This is a genomic window from Salmonella sp. 32031103-2018-00083-FB-01-SM-01 (genome assembly GCF_017571995.1).
Classification (GTDB): Bacteria; Pseudomonadota; Gammaproteobacteria; order Enterobacterales; family Enterobacteriaceae; genus Salmonella; species Salmonella enterica.
The window spans coordinates 144,754-159,457 of record NZ_JAGEQL010000001.1; the positions used below are offsets into that span (position 1 = coordinate 144,754).

Consider the following 14,704-nt stretch of genomic DNA (forward strand, 5'->3'; position numbering starts at 1 on the left):
TGTACTAATCTTTGCTTAGTATTCATATCGATAATCTTATAGCCCGTGGCTACGTTACAGAACGTTAGACTTTGTCTTGAGTATTCACGTCCTTAACGTAGCTACGAATAAGGATGATAAACAATGAATATACGCTTTACATAGCTACGATCTCAGGCGGTTGTCGGAAAGTGCCGGTTGATAGTGTCTTATTCGGCAATTGATATGACTTAAAAATTAATTCCGTAAGCATTTCAGACGGTAACAGCAAATAAGGGTTTTATTGTGATAGCAAAATTCTTCCCGTGGTATAGCGAGATAACTCGTCCACAAAAAAATGCTTTATTTTCAGCATGGCTGGGTTACGTTTTTGATGGCTTCGACTTTATGCTGATTTTCTACATTATGTATCTGATCAAGGCTGACTTAGGATTGACAGATATGGAGGGCGCATTCCTTGCCACAGCGGCCTTTATTGGGCGACCATTTGGCGGGGCGCTATTTGGTCTGCTGGCAGATAAATTTGGCCGTAAGCCGTTAATGATGTGGTCGATAGTTGCCTATTCTGTAGGTACAGGGTTAAGTGGCCTGGCTTCCGGTGTAATTATGCTGACGCTTAGTCGTTTCATTGTCGGTATGGGGATGGCGGGGGAGTATGCTTGCGCTTCTACTTATGCCGTGGAAAGTTGGCCAAAGCATTTAAAATCTAAAGCGAGCGCATTTCTGGTTTCAGGTTTCGGTATTGGTAACATCATAGCAGCCTACTTTATGCCGTCATTTGCCGAAGCGTATGGTTGGCGTGCTGCTTTTTTTGTCGGTTTGCTACCCGTTCTTTTAGTAATCTACATCCGGGCCAGGGCTCCTGAATCTAAAGAGTGGGAAGAAGCCAAACTCAGTGGTCCCGGAAAGCACTCACAAAGTGCCTGGTCAGTTTTCTCTTTGTCAATGAAAGGGCTATTTAATCGAGCTCAATTTCCACTGACATTATGTGTATTTATTGTTCTGTTCTCTATTTTCGGCGCAAACTGGCCGATCTTTGGTCTACTGCCTACATATTTGGCGGGAGAGGGCTTTGATACGGGCGTGGTCTCTAATTTAATGACGGCGGCGGCATTCGGCACTGTATTGGGAAATATCGTTTGGGGTCTGTGCGCAGATAGAATTGGTTTGAAGAAAACGTTCAGCATTGGTCTTCTCATGTCCTTTTTATTCATTTTCCCGTTATTCAGAATTCCGCAAGATAATTATTTACTGCTGGGCGCATGTTTATTCGGTTTAATGGCGACTAACGTAGGTGTTGGCGGGCTGGTTCCCAAATTTCTCTACGACTACTTTCCTCTTGAGGTTCGTGGTTTGGGTACCGGGCTGATTTACAATCTTGCTGCGACATCAGGCACATTCAATTCAATGGCGGCGACCTGGCTTGGAATAACAATGGGGCTAGGCGTTGCGCTAACGTTCATTGTTGCTTTCTGGACCGCAACAATTCTACTCATTATTGGCTTATCCATTCCGGATAGGCTAAAAGCACGTCGTGAAAGGTTTCAGTCAACAAAAGAATTTTAATAGAGGATAAATGATGACGAAATACGGTGTTGTAGGTACGGGTTATTTTGGCGCTGAACTGGCGCGATTTATGTCTAAGGTTGAAGGGGCGAAAATCACTGCGATTTACGATCCGGTAAATGCGGATCCGATAGCGAAAGAGCTGAACTGTGTCGCCACTGCAACGATGGAGGCGCTTTGTACCCATCCTGATGTGGATTGCGTAATTATTGCTTCACCAAATTACTTACATAAAGCGCCGGTCATTGCGGCGGCTAAAGCGGGTAAACACGTGTTTTGTGAAAAACCTATCGCCTTAAATTACCAGGATTGTAAGGATATGGTTGATGCCTGCAAAGAAGCTGGTGTTACCTTTATGGCGGGTCACGTTATGAACTTTTTTCATGGGGTTCGCCACGCTAAAGCGCTCATCAAAGCCGGTGAAATCGGTGAAGTTACACAAGTTCACACTAAACGTAATGGTTTTGAAGACGTGCAGGATGAGATCTCATGGAAGAAGATTCGCGCAAAGTCAGGCGGGCATCTGTACCATCACATTCACGAGCTAGATTGTACACTGTTCATCATGGATGAAACCCCATCCCTGGTTTCAATGGCGGCGGGGAATGTTGCGCACAAAGGTGAAAAATTTGGTGATGAAGATGATGTTGTCCTAATCACTCTTGAGTTCGAAAGCGGTCGTTTCGCGACACTTCAGTGGGGATCATCGTTCCACTACCCTGAGCACTATGTATTAATTGAGGGCACGACAGGTGCAATTCTCATTGATATGCAAAATACGGCTGGTTATCTAATAAAAGCGGGCAAAAAAACACACTTTCTTGTGCATGAAAGCCAGGCGGAGGATGACGATCGTCGCAACGGTAACATATCCAGCGAGATGGATGGCGCAATCGCTTATGGTAAACCCGGTAAACGTACGCCGATGTGGCTCTCATCAATTATGAAACTGGAGATGCAGTACTTGCATGATGTGATAAACGGTCTGGAGCCAGGCGAGGAGTTTGCTAAATTGCTAACAGGAGAAGCGGCGACAAATGCCATTGCTACCGCTGATGCTGCGACGCTTTCCTCAAACGAGGGGCGCAAAGTAAAACTCACTGAAATTCTTGGCTAAAATTGAAAGCCGGATGGTGGTGTTATTACCCGGTGGCGCTGCGCTTATGTAGACCGGATAAGGCGCCCGTGAACTGTGCCGCCATCCGGCAATGGACGGGGGGGCTTAATGCGAAAAAAGCCCGTACTTTCGTACGAGCTCTTTCTTGAATATGGCGGTGAGGGGGGATTGACTCGCTGCGCTCGCCCTTCGGGCAGTCTCCTCGCAGGCTCGTCGTCTGTCCAACTGGCTGCGCCGCTACTCAGCCCATCCCTGGGCCTCGCCCCTTCGGGGCCAGAGCAAGCTCTGTTCAAAAACGCTCCCGGCGTTTTTGTGTCGAACCCCGGTCGGTGGTTCTCATCCCCCCTTGGTTTGGGGGATACATATAAGCAAAAAGCCCGTACTTCTGTACAGGCTCTCAACTTAAATATGGCGGTGAGGGGGGGATTCGAACCCCCGATACGTTGCCGTATACACACTTTCCAGGCGTGCTCCTTCAGCCACTCGGACACCTCACCAAATTGTCGCTCCAGCATTACTGGAACGGGCGCTAATGTAGGGAAATATCCTTTCTACGTCAATCAACTTTTTCAAAAAAAAGCGCGTTTATACAAACTTCCACCAATCTGTGGCTTTAATAAGCGAAAACTGCTTTTTTTGCCCGCGCCGGGAAATTTGCTATGCTGCACATCCCGTTGAAAACGCTGATAACAGGCGCAATCACATTCCGCACCATACTGCTCAGGAGATAACATGGAGATAATTTTTTATCACCCGACATTTAACGCCGCCTGGTGGGTAAATGCGCTGGAGAAGGCCCTCCCACATGCGCGCGTTCGTGAATGGAAGGTCGGTGATAACAACCCCGCAGACTATGCGCTTGTATGGCAGCCCCCGGTTGAAATGCTGGCCGGAAGACGCTTAAAAGCCGTCTTTGCGCTGGGCGCGGGGGTGGATGCAATTCTGAGTAAATTAAATGCGCATCCGGAAATGCTGGACGCCTCCATTCCTCTATTCCGTCTGGAAGATACCGGAATGGGCCTGCAAATGCAGGAGTATGCCGTCAGCCAGGTATTACACTGGTTCCGTCGTTTCGATGATTATCAGGCGCTGAAGAATCAGGCGCTATGGAAACCGCTGCCGGAATATACCCGCGAAGAATTTAGCGTCGGTATCATGGGCGCAGGGGTGCTGGGCGCAAAAGTGGCAGAAAGTCTACAGGCGTGGGGGTTCCCGTTACGTTGCTGGAGTCGTAGCCGCAAATCCTGGCCTGGCGTGGAAAGTTATGTGGGGCGTGAAGAGCTGCGCGCTTTCCTGAGCCAGACGCGGGTGCTGATTAATCTGCTGCCGAATACGGCCCAAACGGTAGGAATTATTAATAGCGAATTGTTGGATCAATTGCCGGATGGCGCCTACGTGCTGAATCTCGCGCGCGGCGTTCATGTTCAGGAGGCTGATCTGCTGGCTGCGCTTGATAGCTGTAAGCTAAAAGGCGCGATGTTGGATGTCTTTAGCCAGGAACCGTTACCGCAGGAAAGTCCATTATGGCGCCATCCGCGAGTCGCCATGACGCCGCACATTGCGGCAGTCACCCGTCCGGCGGAAGCCATCGATTATATTAGCCGCACAATTACCCAGCTGGAGAAGGGAGAGCCGGTGACGGGGCAGGTGGATCGGGCGAGAGGATATTGACATCAACCCGGCGCGGGCCGGGTTTCGCTAAAAAACGCTGGCGATACCTGCTATCCTTGTCGGAAATGACTACAGGAGAGAGCAATGTATCCCGTTGACCTGCATATGCATACCGTCGCCAGCACTCATGCCTACAGTACTTTGAGCGATTATATCGCGGAAGCCAAACGCAAAGGCATTAAACTTTTTGCGATTACCGACCATGGTCCGGACATGGAAGATGCGCCGCATCACTGGCATTTTATTAACATGCGCATCTGGCCGCGTCTGGTTGACGGCGTGGGGATACTGCGTGGCATTGAGGCGAATATCAAGAACATTAACGGTGAAATTGATTGCTCCGGAAAGATGTTCGACTCGCTGGATCTGATTATCGCAGGCTTTCATGAGCCCGTTTTTGCGCCGCATGATAAAGAAACCAATACTCAGGCGATGATCGCGACCATCGCCAGCGGCAAGGTGCATATAATTAGTCACCCCGGAAATCCAAAGTATCCAGTGGAGGTTAACGCCATCGCGCAGGCGGCGGCGAAACACCATGTAGCGCTGGAAATCAACAACTCTTCTTTTCTGCATTCGCGTAAAGGAAGCGAAGATAATTGCCGCGCGGTCGCTGCCGCCGTACGCGATGCGGGAGGCTGGGTAGCGTTAGGCTCTGATTCCCATACGGCCTTTACGCTTGGCGATTTCACCGAATGCCGGAAAATTCTGGATGCGGTGAATTTCCCGGAAGATCGAATCCTGAACGTCTCGCCGCAGCGCTTACTGGCCTTTCTCGAATCACGCGGTATGGCGCCTGTACCGGAATTTGCCGAACTTTAATCGTTATTTACGGGAAGATATCAATGAATGAGTTTTCAATCCTGTGCCGTGTGCTGGGATCGTTGTATTACCGCCAACCGCAAGATCCTTTACTGGTTCCGCTGTTTACGTTAATCCGTGAAGGTAAACTGGCGGCAAACTGGCCGCTGGAGCAGGATGACATGCTGGCGCGTTTACAGAAAAGCTGCGATATCACGCAGATTTCCACTGATTACAATGCGTTATTTGTTGGGGAAGAGTGCGCGGTAGCGCCATACCGCAGTGCGTGGGTCGAAGGCGCGGAAGAGTCTGAGGTGCGCGCTTTTTTAACGTCGCGAGGGATGCCGCTGGCCGATACGCCTGCCGATCACATTGGTACTTTATTGCTCGCGGCCTCCTGGCTGGAAGATCAGTCTGCCGAAGATGAAAGTGAAGCGCTGGAAACCTTATTTGCCGATTATCTGCTTCCCTGGTGCAATACCTTCCTCGGTAAAGTTGAAGCCCATGCCGTTACGCCATTCTGGCGCACTTTGGCGCCGCTAACGCGTGATGCGATAGGGGCCATGTGGGATGAACTTCAGGAAGAAGATGAAGAATAATGTGATGTAAATCACTTTTAACTGCAACTGGTTTTACATCATTGCATAAAATGTGTGCGTGATCTCATTAATGTGCCGCTTTTCTGTTATGATGCGCGCCATGAACATACTTCTTTCTATTGCTATCACTACGGGCATCCTTTCTGGAATATGGGGATGGGTGGCCGTCTCCCTGGGGTTACTAAGCTGGGCCGGTTTTTTAGGCTGTACGGCTTATTTCGCCTGTCCGCAGGGAGGCTTTAAGGGATTGTTGATTTCCGCCTGTACGCTGTTAAGCGGTATGGTGTGGGCGCTGGTCATTATTCACGGTAGCGCGCTGGCGCCGCATCTGGAAATTGTCAGTTACGTGTTGACGGGGATCGTGGCATTCCTGATGTGTATCCAGGCAAAGCAGCTATTGCTTTCTTTTGTTCCGGGAACATTTATCGGCGCCTGCGCGACATTTGCAGGGCAGGGTGACTGGCGGTTGGTATTACCGTCGTTGGCGCTGGGGCTAATCTTTGGCTATGCCATGAAAAATAGTGGGCTATGGCTGGCATCACGCCGCGAGCAACATTCAGCGAATACGGCGGTCACAAAATAAAAAAAGCGTGGGGTCTTCCCCACGCTTTGTCGTATTCATCAGGATTCTGGCGGTACTGACAGCTCACGGTATTTCACCAGAATATCATTTTGCCTGTCCGCTTTATTCTGCAAATCCCACAGTCCACGATCGATACCATCATTAATAAGGAAGATAACGCCGGTTTCAATGGCTGACATCAGACACAGCATCACCGGTTCGTTCGAGGTATAGCCGATTTCGCCTTCCAGTAAGCGCTGGTAATCAATAAAACGGAACACGCCTGCCTGTACTTCATAGGAAAGGATCGTTTTACTGGTGTTCACCGAAGAAAGGATCTCGCCCGTACTGACGTTAACCACGCGCAGGTTGACAGCAATCTGATCCAGCTGATACTGAGTATCGGCGCCAATACCGAAATATCTTGCGCCGACCCCGCCGGATTTGACGTTACTTTCATAACCAATAATAGAACCTTCCACCATGATATTTGCCGCCGTCAGCGACTGAAGCGGGATACGGTTATTCATCGCCACGGTGCCGTTTTCCTGGGCTGCGCGAATAATTTTCCGTTCATTCAAAAGATTCTGTAAGCCTTGTCGTTCCAGCGGGATAAACCAGCGCGAATCTTTCAGCGCGGTGACCAACATAGCGGTGGCGCTCTGCGGCACAGCCGTGGAAAAGTTACTTGCCGGGTAAGGTTTAAATTGGCCCGTTTCATCCTGAATGTTATATACCGAAACAAAGATCTTACCGGTGGGAGCAGGTAAGTGCGTCAAATCTTTGTAACTTTGTGCGCGGGGCATTAATGTCGGTTTCGCAGCTTGTTTCGGCGGGGCAGTTAAGCATCCGCTCAACAATAAAACGGCAACCAAAATAAGTAAGCGCGGCATGATTTATATCCTTTAGTGACTGTAGCTTAAAAATCGGTTGACTGAGTTTGTAAACCTGACACTTCGATGGTCGAGGTTCTTCCCGTTTTTCTGTCCGTGACGTTGAGCTGGAGCTGTCCGTCGCGATTAGCGATATCGATAATAAAATCGTTGGTCACCATACGTCCTGGTTTCCCGGTATTAATATTGGTCAACAAGCCGCCCAGAATTTGCGATTGAATAGCCTGCGTAAAGTTATCCAACGCTGAGGGGGTTTCGATACCAAAATCGTTATCATAAGCGGGGTCTTTATATGAATTTTGCGCCTGGGCGCTATTCAATAAAAAGGAACCGTTATTGGGGTTTCCACCAAAGTTAGGATTACGGAACTGGAACGTCATATTTCCAGCCCAGGTTAATGGCGAAAAAAGCATGAGCAGCACTACTGCATGTTTAACACGCATGACAGCCTCCGGATAAAAATCATGTTTTAGAATTCATCACGCGCTAAATCACTCGTACTTAATAGCGTTTGATCTATTTGTCGGCGATTTAATGCTTCCTCTGTTTGCGCTAATGCGAAGACGACGGTTTTCTCGAAGTCTCTTTTCATTGGAAATAAAAAAGTCTGGAAAATAACGTCCTGATTTACCGTTATGGTGATCCAGCTTCCCCAACGCGCACTGGGTCTTTCATTAATGGTCAGATTGCCGGTGTAGTCGCTTTCCCATTTGTCGCTGAATGCACGATAGAATTCATGTCCTATCGAAGAGACGGTATGGTCGGTTAACAATCCGGGAACCTCGACTTCAACTTCATTGGCATGCAGGTTTCCGGTAGCGAACAGTAACTCTGCTGCTACAATCCAGGTCAGATAGCGTTTCATGGCCTTACCGCCTGAGATTATCGTTTGCCCATGAAACTGCCTGGGTGCGATTTTTGACAGCTATCTTTTTGAAAAGATTATAAAGATGTGTCTTAACCGTATTCTCGCTGATAAATAGCGACCTGGCGATTTCATTATTAGAGGCACCAATACGTAACTTATTGAGGATCTCTTTTTCGCGATGAGTGAGTAATGCGGACTCGGTGCTGTTGTAGCGGTAATTTCCTGAGTGCGTAATCAGGTAACTGGCTAATTTTTGTGAAAAATAGCATTCGCCGCGCAGAATACCCTGTAATCCGCTGACCACGTGTTCCTGGTCTTCAGTGGCGTAAAACACGCCGTTAATATGAGGCCAGTTTTCAATTTCACGGTAGGGATAATCGTCAGGGGTATTTAACAATAATGTTTTTATATTATTGTTTTTGCGGCTTAAATTATCCTGCCAATAGTGGATAAGCTTCTTATCCGCTTCCATCATATCCATTAAAACAATGCAAGCGGCTGAGATATCTTCCAGAGAACGTTGAATATTATGCAGTTTTCCGGTTATGGCCAGCGATTGCTTTAAATGTTGCAATAATGCCGTAGCTTGCAGAGATGGCTTTGTGATCAACAATAGTGTGTGACCATGACTACTATGGACTTCATTAAACATGATGAAACTCCACTTTTTTTAATCGCACATCTGACAGCTGCCCCCATAAAATAAAGGCACCAGAAGTACTGACAGATGTTGCACTGCTGTGGGTTGAAATAGCCCATTATCCAGAAAGAGAAAAATATTTACGAAAATACTTTTAACTGTTTTCAATCTAGCCATTACAAATCTTAAAGCAAGTGTTAAACTTGTAACAAGATGTAAAAATATATATTAAAATGTTGTTTTTGGGTTTTTTTGAAGTTTAGATTTGATAGTAAAGTTGTACATTTAGCTGTTATTGCATAGATTTAAAAAATCATACAAATTATAATAATTCATTGATTTTTAATCATTTTAATTATTGTAAGTCATGTTTTGATTTTATTTTTTCTTAAAATTTGAGACGTGGCATTAACCTGGACAGCACAAAGACAAAAAAAACGAAGTGTGTCACGTCTTGTGCGTATTGCCCCCCATGGGAAGCATAAGAACATCCCCATGGTGGCATAACACACACCAACACTTCATTTTTTGGGTGCGCGATACACTCTCTTCTGTGGCCAAAAATCAATTATAAAAAATCACATGGCTATCGTTTTATTAGCACTTTGGTATGAGCTTAAATAACAAAATACCACGCGTGGGTGAGTTATTAAAAATGTTTCCACGGACATACTCTTCATCGTAACGACGCGTTAACAAAAAACGCATGTCGCTAACAAAACAATAGATAGTTTTCGCTATGTACGACCAGGTCCAGGGTGACAGCATGAAAAACAAATTGTTATTTATGATGTTGACAATACTGGGTGCGCCTGGGATTGCAACCGCGACAAATTATGATCTGGCTCGTTCAGAATATAATTTTGCGGTAAATGAATTAAGCAAGTCTTCATTTAATCAGGCGGCCATTATTGGTCAAGTCGGCACGGATAATAGTGCCAGAGTACGCCAGGAAGGATCAAAACTATTGTCCGTTATTTCACAAGAAGGAGGAAATAATCGGGCGAAAGTCGACCAGGCAGGGAATTATAACTTTGCGTATATTGAGCAAACGGGCAATGCCAACGATGCCAGTATATCGCAAAGCGCTTACGGTAATAGTGCGGCTATTATCCAGAAAGGCTCTGGAAATAAGGCCAATATTACCCAGTACGGTACGCAGAAAACAGCAGTTGTAGTGCAGAAACAGTCGCAGATGGCTATTCGCGTCACCCAACGCTAATACCGTTACGACTTTTAAATCAATCCGATGGGGGTTTTACCATGAAACTTTTAAAAGTGGCAGCATTCGCAGCAATCGTAGTTTCTGGCAGTGCTCTGGCAGGCGTCGTTCCACAATGGGGCGGCGGCGGTAATCATAACGGCGGCGGCAATAGTTCCGGCCCGGACTCAACGTTGAGCATTTATCAGTACGGTTCCGCTAACGCTGCGCTTGCTCTGCAAAGCGATGCCCGTAAATCTGAAACGACCATTACCCAGAGCGGTTATGGTAACGGCGCCGATGTAGGCCAGGGTGCGGATAATAGTACTATTGAACTGACTCAGAATGGTTTCAGAAACAATGCCACCATCGACCAGTGGAACGCTAAAAACTCCGATATTACTGTCGGCCAATACGGCGGTAATAACGCCGCGCTGGTTAATCAGACCGCATCTGATTCCAGCGTAATGGTGCGTCAGGTTGGTTTTGGCAACAACGCCACGGCTAACCAGTATTAATTTAGCGTCTGCGCTAATAAAAAAACAGGGCGTAAGCCCTGTTTTTTTTCGGGAGGAAATTATGCATACTTTATTGCTCCTTGCCGCACTTTCAAATCAGATTACGTTTACCACAACTCAGCAAGGCGATATTTACACGGTGATCCCTCAGGTCACATTAAACGAACCCTGCGTCTGTCAGGTGCAAATTCTCTCTGTGCGCGACGGCGTCGGGGGACAAAGCCATACACAGCAAAAACAAACGCTATCTTTACCTGCTAATCAACCGATTGAGTTGTCTCGTCTTAGTGTAAATATATCTTCAGAGGACTCGGTTAAAATTATTGTTACTGTTTCGGACGGACAATCACTGCATTTATCACAACAATGGCCGCCTTCTGCACAGTAGTTTTTGATGGTGGCGGAAATGGATTGGCTGACCTGGGTATAAAGAGGCGATAAAAGCGTCTCATCGTCTCGGCATGTCGCTAAAAGGTAACGCCGAACCCTCGAGGATGACTAATCATTGAGGAGTTAACATGTCCGTAATCAAGAAAAATATCCCTGCCATAGGTCTGTGTATCTGCGCTTTTTTTATCCATTCTGCGGTAGGGCAACAAACGGTACAGGGCGGCGTTATCCATTTTCGCGGCGCGATTGTTGAGCCACTGTGCGATATTTCTACTCACGCCGAAAATATTGATTTAACCTGCCTGCGTGAAGGTAAAAAGCAAATGCACCGGATTGACCTTCGGCAGGCATCTGGATTACCGCAGGATATTCAGTCCATTGCGACGGTGCGGCTGCATTATCTCGATGCGCAAAAAAGCCTGGCGGTGATGAATATTGAGTACCGTTAACGGCGGTGTCATAGATATAAAAAGAGCGACTCTGTTGAAAGCCCTGCTGTACACTTTGCAGATAAGGTGAGACAAAGGGGGGGGGTTATGACATCACGTCTTCAGGTCATACAGGGTGATATCACTCAACTTAGTGTCGATGCGATTGTGAATGCCGCTAACGCATCATTAATGGGCGGCGGCGGCGTAGACGGCGCGATTCATCGCGCGGCGGGGCCGGCATTGCTGGACGCCTGTAAACTCATCCGCCAGCAACAGGGCGAATGTCAGACGGGACATGCGGTTATCACGCCTGCTGGCAAGCTTTCGGCAAAGGCGGTTATTCACACAGTGGGGCCCGTCTGGCGAGGCGGCGAACACCAGGAAGCTGAGCTACTCGAAGCGGCATACCGGAATTGTTTACTGCTTGCCGAGGCGAATCACTTTCGTTCCATCGCTTTTCCGGCAATCAGTACCGGCGTTTATGGCTATCCACGCGCCCAGGCCGCTGAAGTCGCCGTCAGGACGGTTTCAGATTTTATTACCCGTTACGCTCTGCCTGAACAGGTATACTTTGTCTGTTATGATGAAGAAACTGCCCGGCTTTACGCAAGATTACTTACTCAGCAAGGCGACGACCCTGCCTGATAAAACACGCCTGGAGCGTGCCGTTGAACCGCTATGCGCGCGCCATCCCGGAGAGTGCGGCATTCTGGCGCTGGATAACAGTTTGGACGCTTTTGCCGCCCGCTATCGCCTGACCGAAATGGCGGCGCGGACGCTGGATGTGCAGTATTATATTTGGGAAGACGATATGTCCGGGCGGCTGCTCTTTTCGGTACTGCTGTCGGCGGCGAAGCGTGGCGTTCATGTTCGTCTGCTGCTGGATGATAACAATACGCCTGGTCTGGATGATACGTTGCGCTTGCTGGATAGCCATCCTAATATCGAAGTTCGTCTGTTTAATCCTTTCTCTTTTCGTACGCTACGCGCGCTGGGATATTTGACGGATTTTGCGCGGCTGAATCGGCGGATGCACAATAAAAGTTACACTGCCGACGGCGTAGTGACGCTGGTCGGTGGGCGCAACATCGGCGATGCCTATTTCGGCGCTGGCGAGGAGCCGCTATTTTCCGATCTGGACGTGATGGCCATTGGCCCGGTGGTCAATGATGTCGCCAATGATTTTGAACGTTACTGGCGCTGTAGTTCAGTGTCGACATTGCAGCAAGTATTATCCCTTTCTGAGCAGGAACTGACGCAGCGTATCGAACTTCCCGAATCCTGGTATAACGATGAGATCACCCGCCGCTATCTGCATAAGCTGGAAACCAGTCAGTTTATGGCGGATCTCGATCGCGGAACATTGCCGCTGATTTGGGCAAAAACACGCTTACTTAGCGATGACCCTTCTAAAGGCGAGGGGAAGGCGCAGCGCCATTCGCTTCTTCCGCAGCGATTATTTGACGTGATGGGGTCGCCGACGGAGCGTATCGACATTATTTCCGCTTACTTTGTCCCTACGCGCGCAGGCGTGGCGCAGTTGCTTAATCTGGTCAGGAAGGGCGTGAAGATCGCCATCTTAACTAACTCTCTGGCGGCCAACGATGTGGCGGTCGTTCACGCAGGGTACGCGCGCTGGCGAAAGAAATTACTGCGCTATGGCGTGGAGCTCTACGAACTGAAACCGACCCGCGAACATGAAACCGCCGTACATGATCGCGGACTCACCGGGAACTCAGGTTCCAGCTTACATGCTAAAACGTTCAGTATTGATGGTAGTAAGGTGTTTATCGGGTCGCTTAATTTTGATCCCCGTTCAACGCTTTTAAATACCGAAATGGGCTTTGTCATTGAAAGTGAGACGCTGGCGACGCTTATTCATAAGCGTTTTACGCAGAGCCAACGCGATGCGGCCTGGCAGCTGCGGCTGGATCGCTGGGGACGAATTAACTGGATCGATCGTCAGCAAGAAGAGGAAAAGGTGTTAAAGAAAGAACCCGCTACGCGTTTCTGGCAGCGAGTTCTGGTACGGTTGGCGGCAATTTTACCTGTGGAATGGTTGCTGTGAACCCGCGCGCGGAAAACTACCCGATCGCGGCGCGGCTTTCTTGTTTTACCGGCGGTTTACCTGAAAAGAGAAATTTCAGAAGCGGGATGCGTAAATGAATTTCATACAGAATTAACGCAATACCCATAACAAATATCAGCCCGCACAAGAACCCGATCAGGTTGGAGGAGATATGCGGCGTAATATACGCGCCAAAGAAAAGCGTTAAGGGATGATGCACCAGATAGATAAACAGCGAAGCATTCACGAAATAGGTGACACGCGCGGACTGGAAGTTTAACAAGCGATGCCCCAGTGAAAATACTACGTTCACCATCCACAGCCCCATGACCATCGTAATCACGGATTCGGTTTCGTACATCCAGGCGTCGCCGCTCCCATAACGTTGATTCAGCAGATACGCGATAAAAGCAACGGCAGCGCCTAAAGTGCATCCGCGTGAGGGCGTGGTGAAGCGCGCTTTCAGATCGGGGTGAATGAAGGCCAACGCGCCGAGAATAAAAAATGGCACATAAAATAGCGTTTGCATCACAATAAAATTGAACATGCCGTCACTGAGGATTGCTGGATATACGATGAAAATAATGCGCCTGATAGCGGCGTAAGCGATCCCCAGCAGGAAAAAAATAAGCGAAAGTTTGGCCAGTGAAATAGCGGCGGGACGAGGCTTGCTTGTTTCCTGCCTTTTTTGGAACCAGGTAAAAATCCCGATGCTGACTGTGGTTAATATCACCAGCACCAGTAAAAACCACAGATGTGAAATGAGTTCCCACGCTAACGTATTATATTTTTCATAGGCAGAGAGTGTAGGCCAGTTCTCTGTTTTCTCTTTGACATATTGCAACAGGATAAATTGCGGCAAGGTAAGCAAAGGGATTGCGGTAAGCATGGGAATACCCACACGTTCTACCCGTACTTTCCACCAGCGTTTTAACGGATAACGTAAAAACAACATGTACGAAAAATAACCAGAAATAACAAAAAACACCTGCATACGAAAAGCGTGGATAAAATCGTTAAACAGGGTTAGCCACCATGATGGCGTGGTGCTATTGACATGCCAACTGTGAGTGGAATAGATCAACGAGATATGAAAGGGAATCCCTAACAACATCAGCCATGCGCGGATAGAGTCAAGAAAATATTCGCGCGGCGCGGGTACAGAGCTCATATAAGGTCACGTATTCTCAGATTTTTCACCTTATCCATAAGGCGAATTATAGTTACATTCGGTAGCAACCCTACACCAACTCCGACAACCTGTCTCCAGGATAAGCACGCAAAGTGAAAACAGGCGCGGGAGGTGCTTAATCCATGAGCCAGCGCGCTGAACAAAGCCTGGATTCAGTTGTCGTAATGCCTGATTATCCATTAAAATGGATCGGATCGATATAAGCACA

17 protein-coding genes and 1 tRNA gene are annotated in these 14,704 nt (G+C 48.1%); 12 read left to right on the top strand and 6 right to left on the bottom strand.

Translation table 11 applies throughout. The features are described from left to right. The first annotated feature begins 264 nt into the window (after positions 1-264). Together J4614_RS00630 and J4614_RS00635 are read left to right on the top strand one after the other, a co-directional pair. A complete protein-coding gene (locus J4614_RS00630) occupies positions 265-1,545 on the top strand; it encodes an MFS transporter (RefSeq protein WP_063917191.1) in 1,281 nt (426 codons plus the stop codon). A 10-nt stretch (positions 1,546-1,555) separates the two neighbouring features. Beyond that, positions 1,556-2,662 (top strand): Gfo/Idh/MocA family oxidoreductase, encoded by a 1,107-nt coding sequence (locus J4614_RS00635; protein WP_000988594.1) that lies wholly within the window; start codon positions 1,556-1,558, stop codon positions 2,660-2,662. 409 nt (positions 2,663-3,071) lie between these two features. Here the strand turns inward: J4614_RS00635 and J4614_RS00640 are convergent. Then, positions 3,072-3,159 (bottom strand) — tRNA-Ser (locus tag J4614_RS00640). A 235-nt stretch (positions 3,160-3,394) separates the two neighbouring features. Here J4614_RS00640 and ghrA point away from each other — a divergent pair. The 4 genes from ghrA to J4614_RS00660 all read left to right on the top strand — a co-directional run bounded on the left by ghrA (position 3,395) and on the right by J4614_RS00660 (position 6,316). After that, entirely contained in the window at positions 3,395-4,333 is a 939-nt protein-coding gene (ghrA, locus tag J4614_RS00645) for a glyoxylate/hydroxypyruvate reductase GhrA (RefSeq protein ID WP_000402553.1), read from the top strand. 84 nt (positions 4,334-4,417) lie between these two features. Continuing rightward, positions 4,418-5,155 (top strand): phosphatase, encoded by a 738-nt coding sequence (locus J4614_RS00650; protein WP_000283646.1) that lies wholly within the window; start codon positions 4,418-4,420, stop codon positions 5,153-5,155. A 23-nt stretch (positions 5,156-5,178) separates the two neighbouring features. Further along, positions 5,179-5,733, top strand: a complete 555-nt coding sequence (locus tag J4614_RS00655; RefSeq protein WP_001001890.1) for a molecular chaperone — start codon at positions 5,179-5,181, stop codon at positions 5,731-5,733. Positions 5,734-5,833: 100 nt separating this feature from the next. Next, entirely contained in the window at positions 5,834-6,316 is a 483-nt protein-coding gene (locus J4614_RS00660; RefSeq protein ID WP_001546652.1) for a DUF1097 domain-containing protein, read from the top strand. A 38-nt stretch (positions 6,317-6,354) separates the two neighbouring features. On the opposite strand, the gene csgG is transcribed toward J4614_RS00660, so the two are convergent. The 4 genes from csgG to csgD are packed head-to-tail and all read right to left on the bottom strand — an operon-like array spanning position 6,355 to position 8,708. Further along, positions 6,355-7,188 carry a curli production assembly/transport protein CsgG gene (gene csgG, locus J4614_RS00665; RefSeq protein ID WP_001137620.1) on the bottom strand — a complete coding sequence of 278 codons (834 nt, stop codon included), beginning with the start codon at positions 7,186-7,188 and terminating at the stop codon, positions 6,355-6,357. Between the two features lie 26 nt (positions 7,189-7,214). Further along, a complete protein-coding gene (csgF, locus tag J4614_RS00670) occupies positions 7,215-7,631 on the bottom strand; it encodes a curli production assembly/transport protein CsgF (RefSeq protein ID WP_001264073.1) in 417 nt (138 codons plus the stop codon). A 26-nt stretch (positions 7,632-7,657) separates the two neighbouring features. Beyond that, positions 7,658-8,053: a curli production assembly/transport protein CsgE gene (gene csgE, locus J4614_RS00675; RefSeq protein ID WP_000833305.1), complete on the bottom strand. Its 396-nt coding sequence runs from the start codon at positions 8,051-8,053 to the stop codon at positions 7,658-7,660. Between the two features lie 4 nt (positions 8,054-8,057). Further along, positions 8,058-8,708, bottom strand: a complete 651-nt coding sequence (gene csgD, locus J4614_RS00680) for a biofilm master transcriptional regulator CsgD (RefSeq protein WP_023213196.1) — start codon at positions 8,706-8,708, stop codon at positions 8,058-8,060. A 754-nt stretch (positions 8,709-9,462) separates the two neighbouring features. Here csgD and csgB point away from each other — a divergent pair. The 6 genes from csgB to J4614_RS00710 all read left to right on the top strand — a co-directional run bounded on the left by csgB (position 9,463) and on the right by J4614_RS00710 (position 13,304). After that, the gene (gene csgB, locus J4614_RS00685) at positions 9,463-9,918 is read left to right on the top strand and encodes a curli minor subunit CsgB (protein WP_000791656.1); all 456 of its coding nucleotides are present in this window, start codon (positions 9,463-9,465) and stop codon (positions 9,916-9,918) included. Between the two features lie 41 nt (positions 9,919-9,959). Continuing rightward, a complete protein-coding gene (gene csgA / locus J4614_RS00690) occupies positions 9,960-10,415 on the top strand; it encodes a curli major subunit CsgA (protein WP_000771416.1) in 456 nt (151 codons plus the stop codon). Between the two features lie 61 nt (positions 10,416-10,476). Next, complete coding sequence (gene csgC, locus J4614_RS00695; protein ID WP_000557256.1) at positions 10,477-10,803, top strand: curli assembly chaperone CsgC; 327 nt, start codon at positions 10,477-10,479, stop codon at positions 10,801-10,803. 130 nt (positions 10,804-10,933) lie between these two features. After that, positions 10,934-11,254 carry a type 1 fimbrial protein gene (locus J4614_RS00700; RefSeq protein ID WP_000111254.1) on the top strand — a complete coding sequence of 107 codons (321 nt, stop codon included), beginning with the start codon at positions 10,934-10,936 and terminating at the stop codon, positions 11,252-11,254. Between the two features lie 87 nt (positions 11,255-11,341). Further along, on the top strand, positions 11,342-11,881 hold the full coding sequence (gene ymdB, locus J4614_RS00705) for an O-acetyl-ADP-ribose deacetylase (protein WP_000203939.1): 540 nt from the start codon (positions 11,342-11,344) through the stop codon (positions 11,879-11,881). Then, complete coding sequence (locus J4614_RS00710) at positions 11,817-13,304, top strand: phospholipase D family protein (protein WP_000976323.1); 1,488 nt, start codon at positions 11,817-11,819, stop codon at positions 13,302-13,304. The genes ymdB and J4614_RS00710 overlap by 65 nt, the downstream gene beginning before the upstream one ends. A 16-nt stretch (positions 13,305-13,320) precedes the next feature. On the opposite strand, the gene mdoC is transcribed toward J4614_RS00710, so the two are convergent. Beyond that, on the bottom strand, positions 13,321-14,475 hold the full coding sequence (gene mdoC / locus J4614_RS00715; protein ID WP_000100072.1) for a glucans biosynthesis protein MdoC: 1,155 nt from the start codon (positions 14,473-14,475) through the stop codon (positions 13,321-13,323). Between the last annotated feature and the right edge of the window lie 229 nt (positions 14,476-14,704).

What these genes read in the sequence shown, in the direction of transcription:
- J4614_RS00660 (WP_001546652.1), top strand. Translation starts at nt 5,834, where the DNA reads ATGAACATACTTCTTTCTATTGCTATCACTACGGGCATCCTTTCTGGA.
- ymdB (WP_000203939.1), top strand. Translation starts at nt 11,342, where the DNA reads ATGACATCACGTCTTCAGGTCATACAGGGTGATATCACTCAACTTAGT.
- J4614_RS00655 (WP_001001890.1), top strand. Translation starts at nt 5,179, where the DNA reads ATGAATGAGTTTTCAATCCTGTGCCGTGTGCTGGGATCGTTGTATTAC.
- J4614_RS00635 (WP_000988594.1), top strand. Translation starts at nt 1,556, where the DNA reads ATGATGACGAAATACGGTGTTGTAGGTACGGGTTATTTTGGCGCTGAA.
- J4614_RS00700 (WP_000111254.1), top strand. Translation starts at nt 10,934, where the DNA reads ATGTCCGTAATCAAGAAAAATATCCCTGCCATAGGTCTGTGTATCTGC.
- csgG (WP_001137620.1), bottom strand. Translation starts at nt 7,188, where the DNA reads ATGCCGCGCTTACTTATTTTGGTTGCCGTTTTATTGTTGAGCGGATGC.
- csgB (WP_000791656.1), top strand. Translation starts at nt 9,463, where the DNA reads ATGAAAAACAAATTGTTATTTATGATGTTGACAATACTGGGTGCGCCT.
- J4614_RS00710 (WP_000976323.1), top strand. Translation starts at nt 11,817, where the DNA reads ATGATGAAGAAACTGCCCGGCTTTACGCAAGATTACTTACTCAGCAAG.
- ghrA (WP_000402553.1), top strand. Translation starts at nt 3,395, where the DNA reads ATGGAGATAATTTTTTATCACCCGACATTTAACGCCGCCTGGTGGGTA.
- csgF (WP_001264073.1), bottom strand. Translation starts at nt 7,631, where the DNA reads ATGCGTGTTAAACATGCAGTAGTGCTGCTCATGCTTTTTTCGCCATTA.
- csgD (WP_023213196.1), bottom strand. Translation starts at nt 8,708, where the DNA reads ATGTTTAATGAAGTCCATAGTAGTCATGGTCACACACTATTGTTGATC.
- J4614_RS00650 (WP_000283646.1), top strand. Translation starts at nt 4,418, where the DNA reads ATGTATCCCGTTGACCTGCATATGCATACCGTCGCCAGCACTCATGCC.
- csgE (WP_000833305.1), bottom strand. Translation starts at nt 8,053, where the DNA reads ATGAAACGCTATCTGACCTGGATTGTAGCAGCAGAGTTACTGTTCGCT.
- csgA (WP_000771416.1), top strand. Translation starts at nt 9,960, where the DNA reads ATGAAACTTTTAAAAGTGGCAGCATTCGCAGCAATCGTAGTTTCTGGC.
- csgC (WP_000557256.1), top strand. Translation starts at nt 10,477, where the DNA reads ATGCATACTTTATTGCTCCTTGCCGCACTTTCAAATCAGATTACGTTT.
- mdoC (WP_000100072.1), bottom strand. Translation starts at nt 14,475, where the DNA reads ATGAGCTCTGTACCCGCGCCGCGCGAATATTTTCTTGACTCTATCCGC.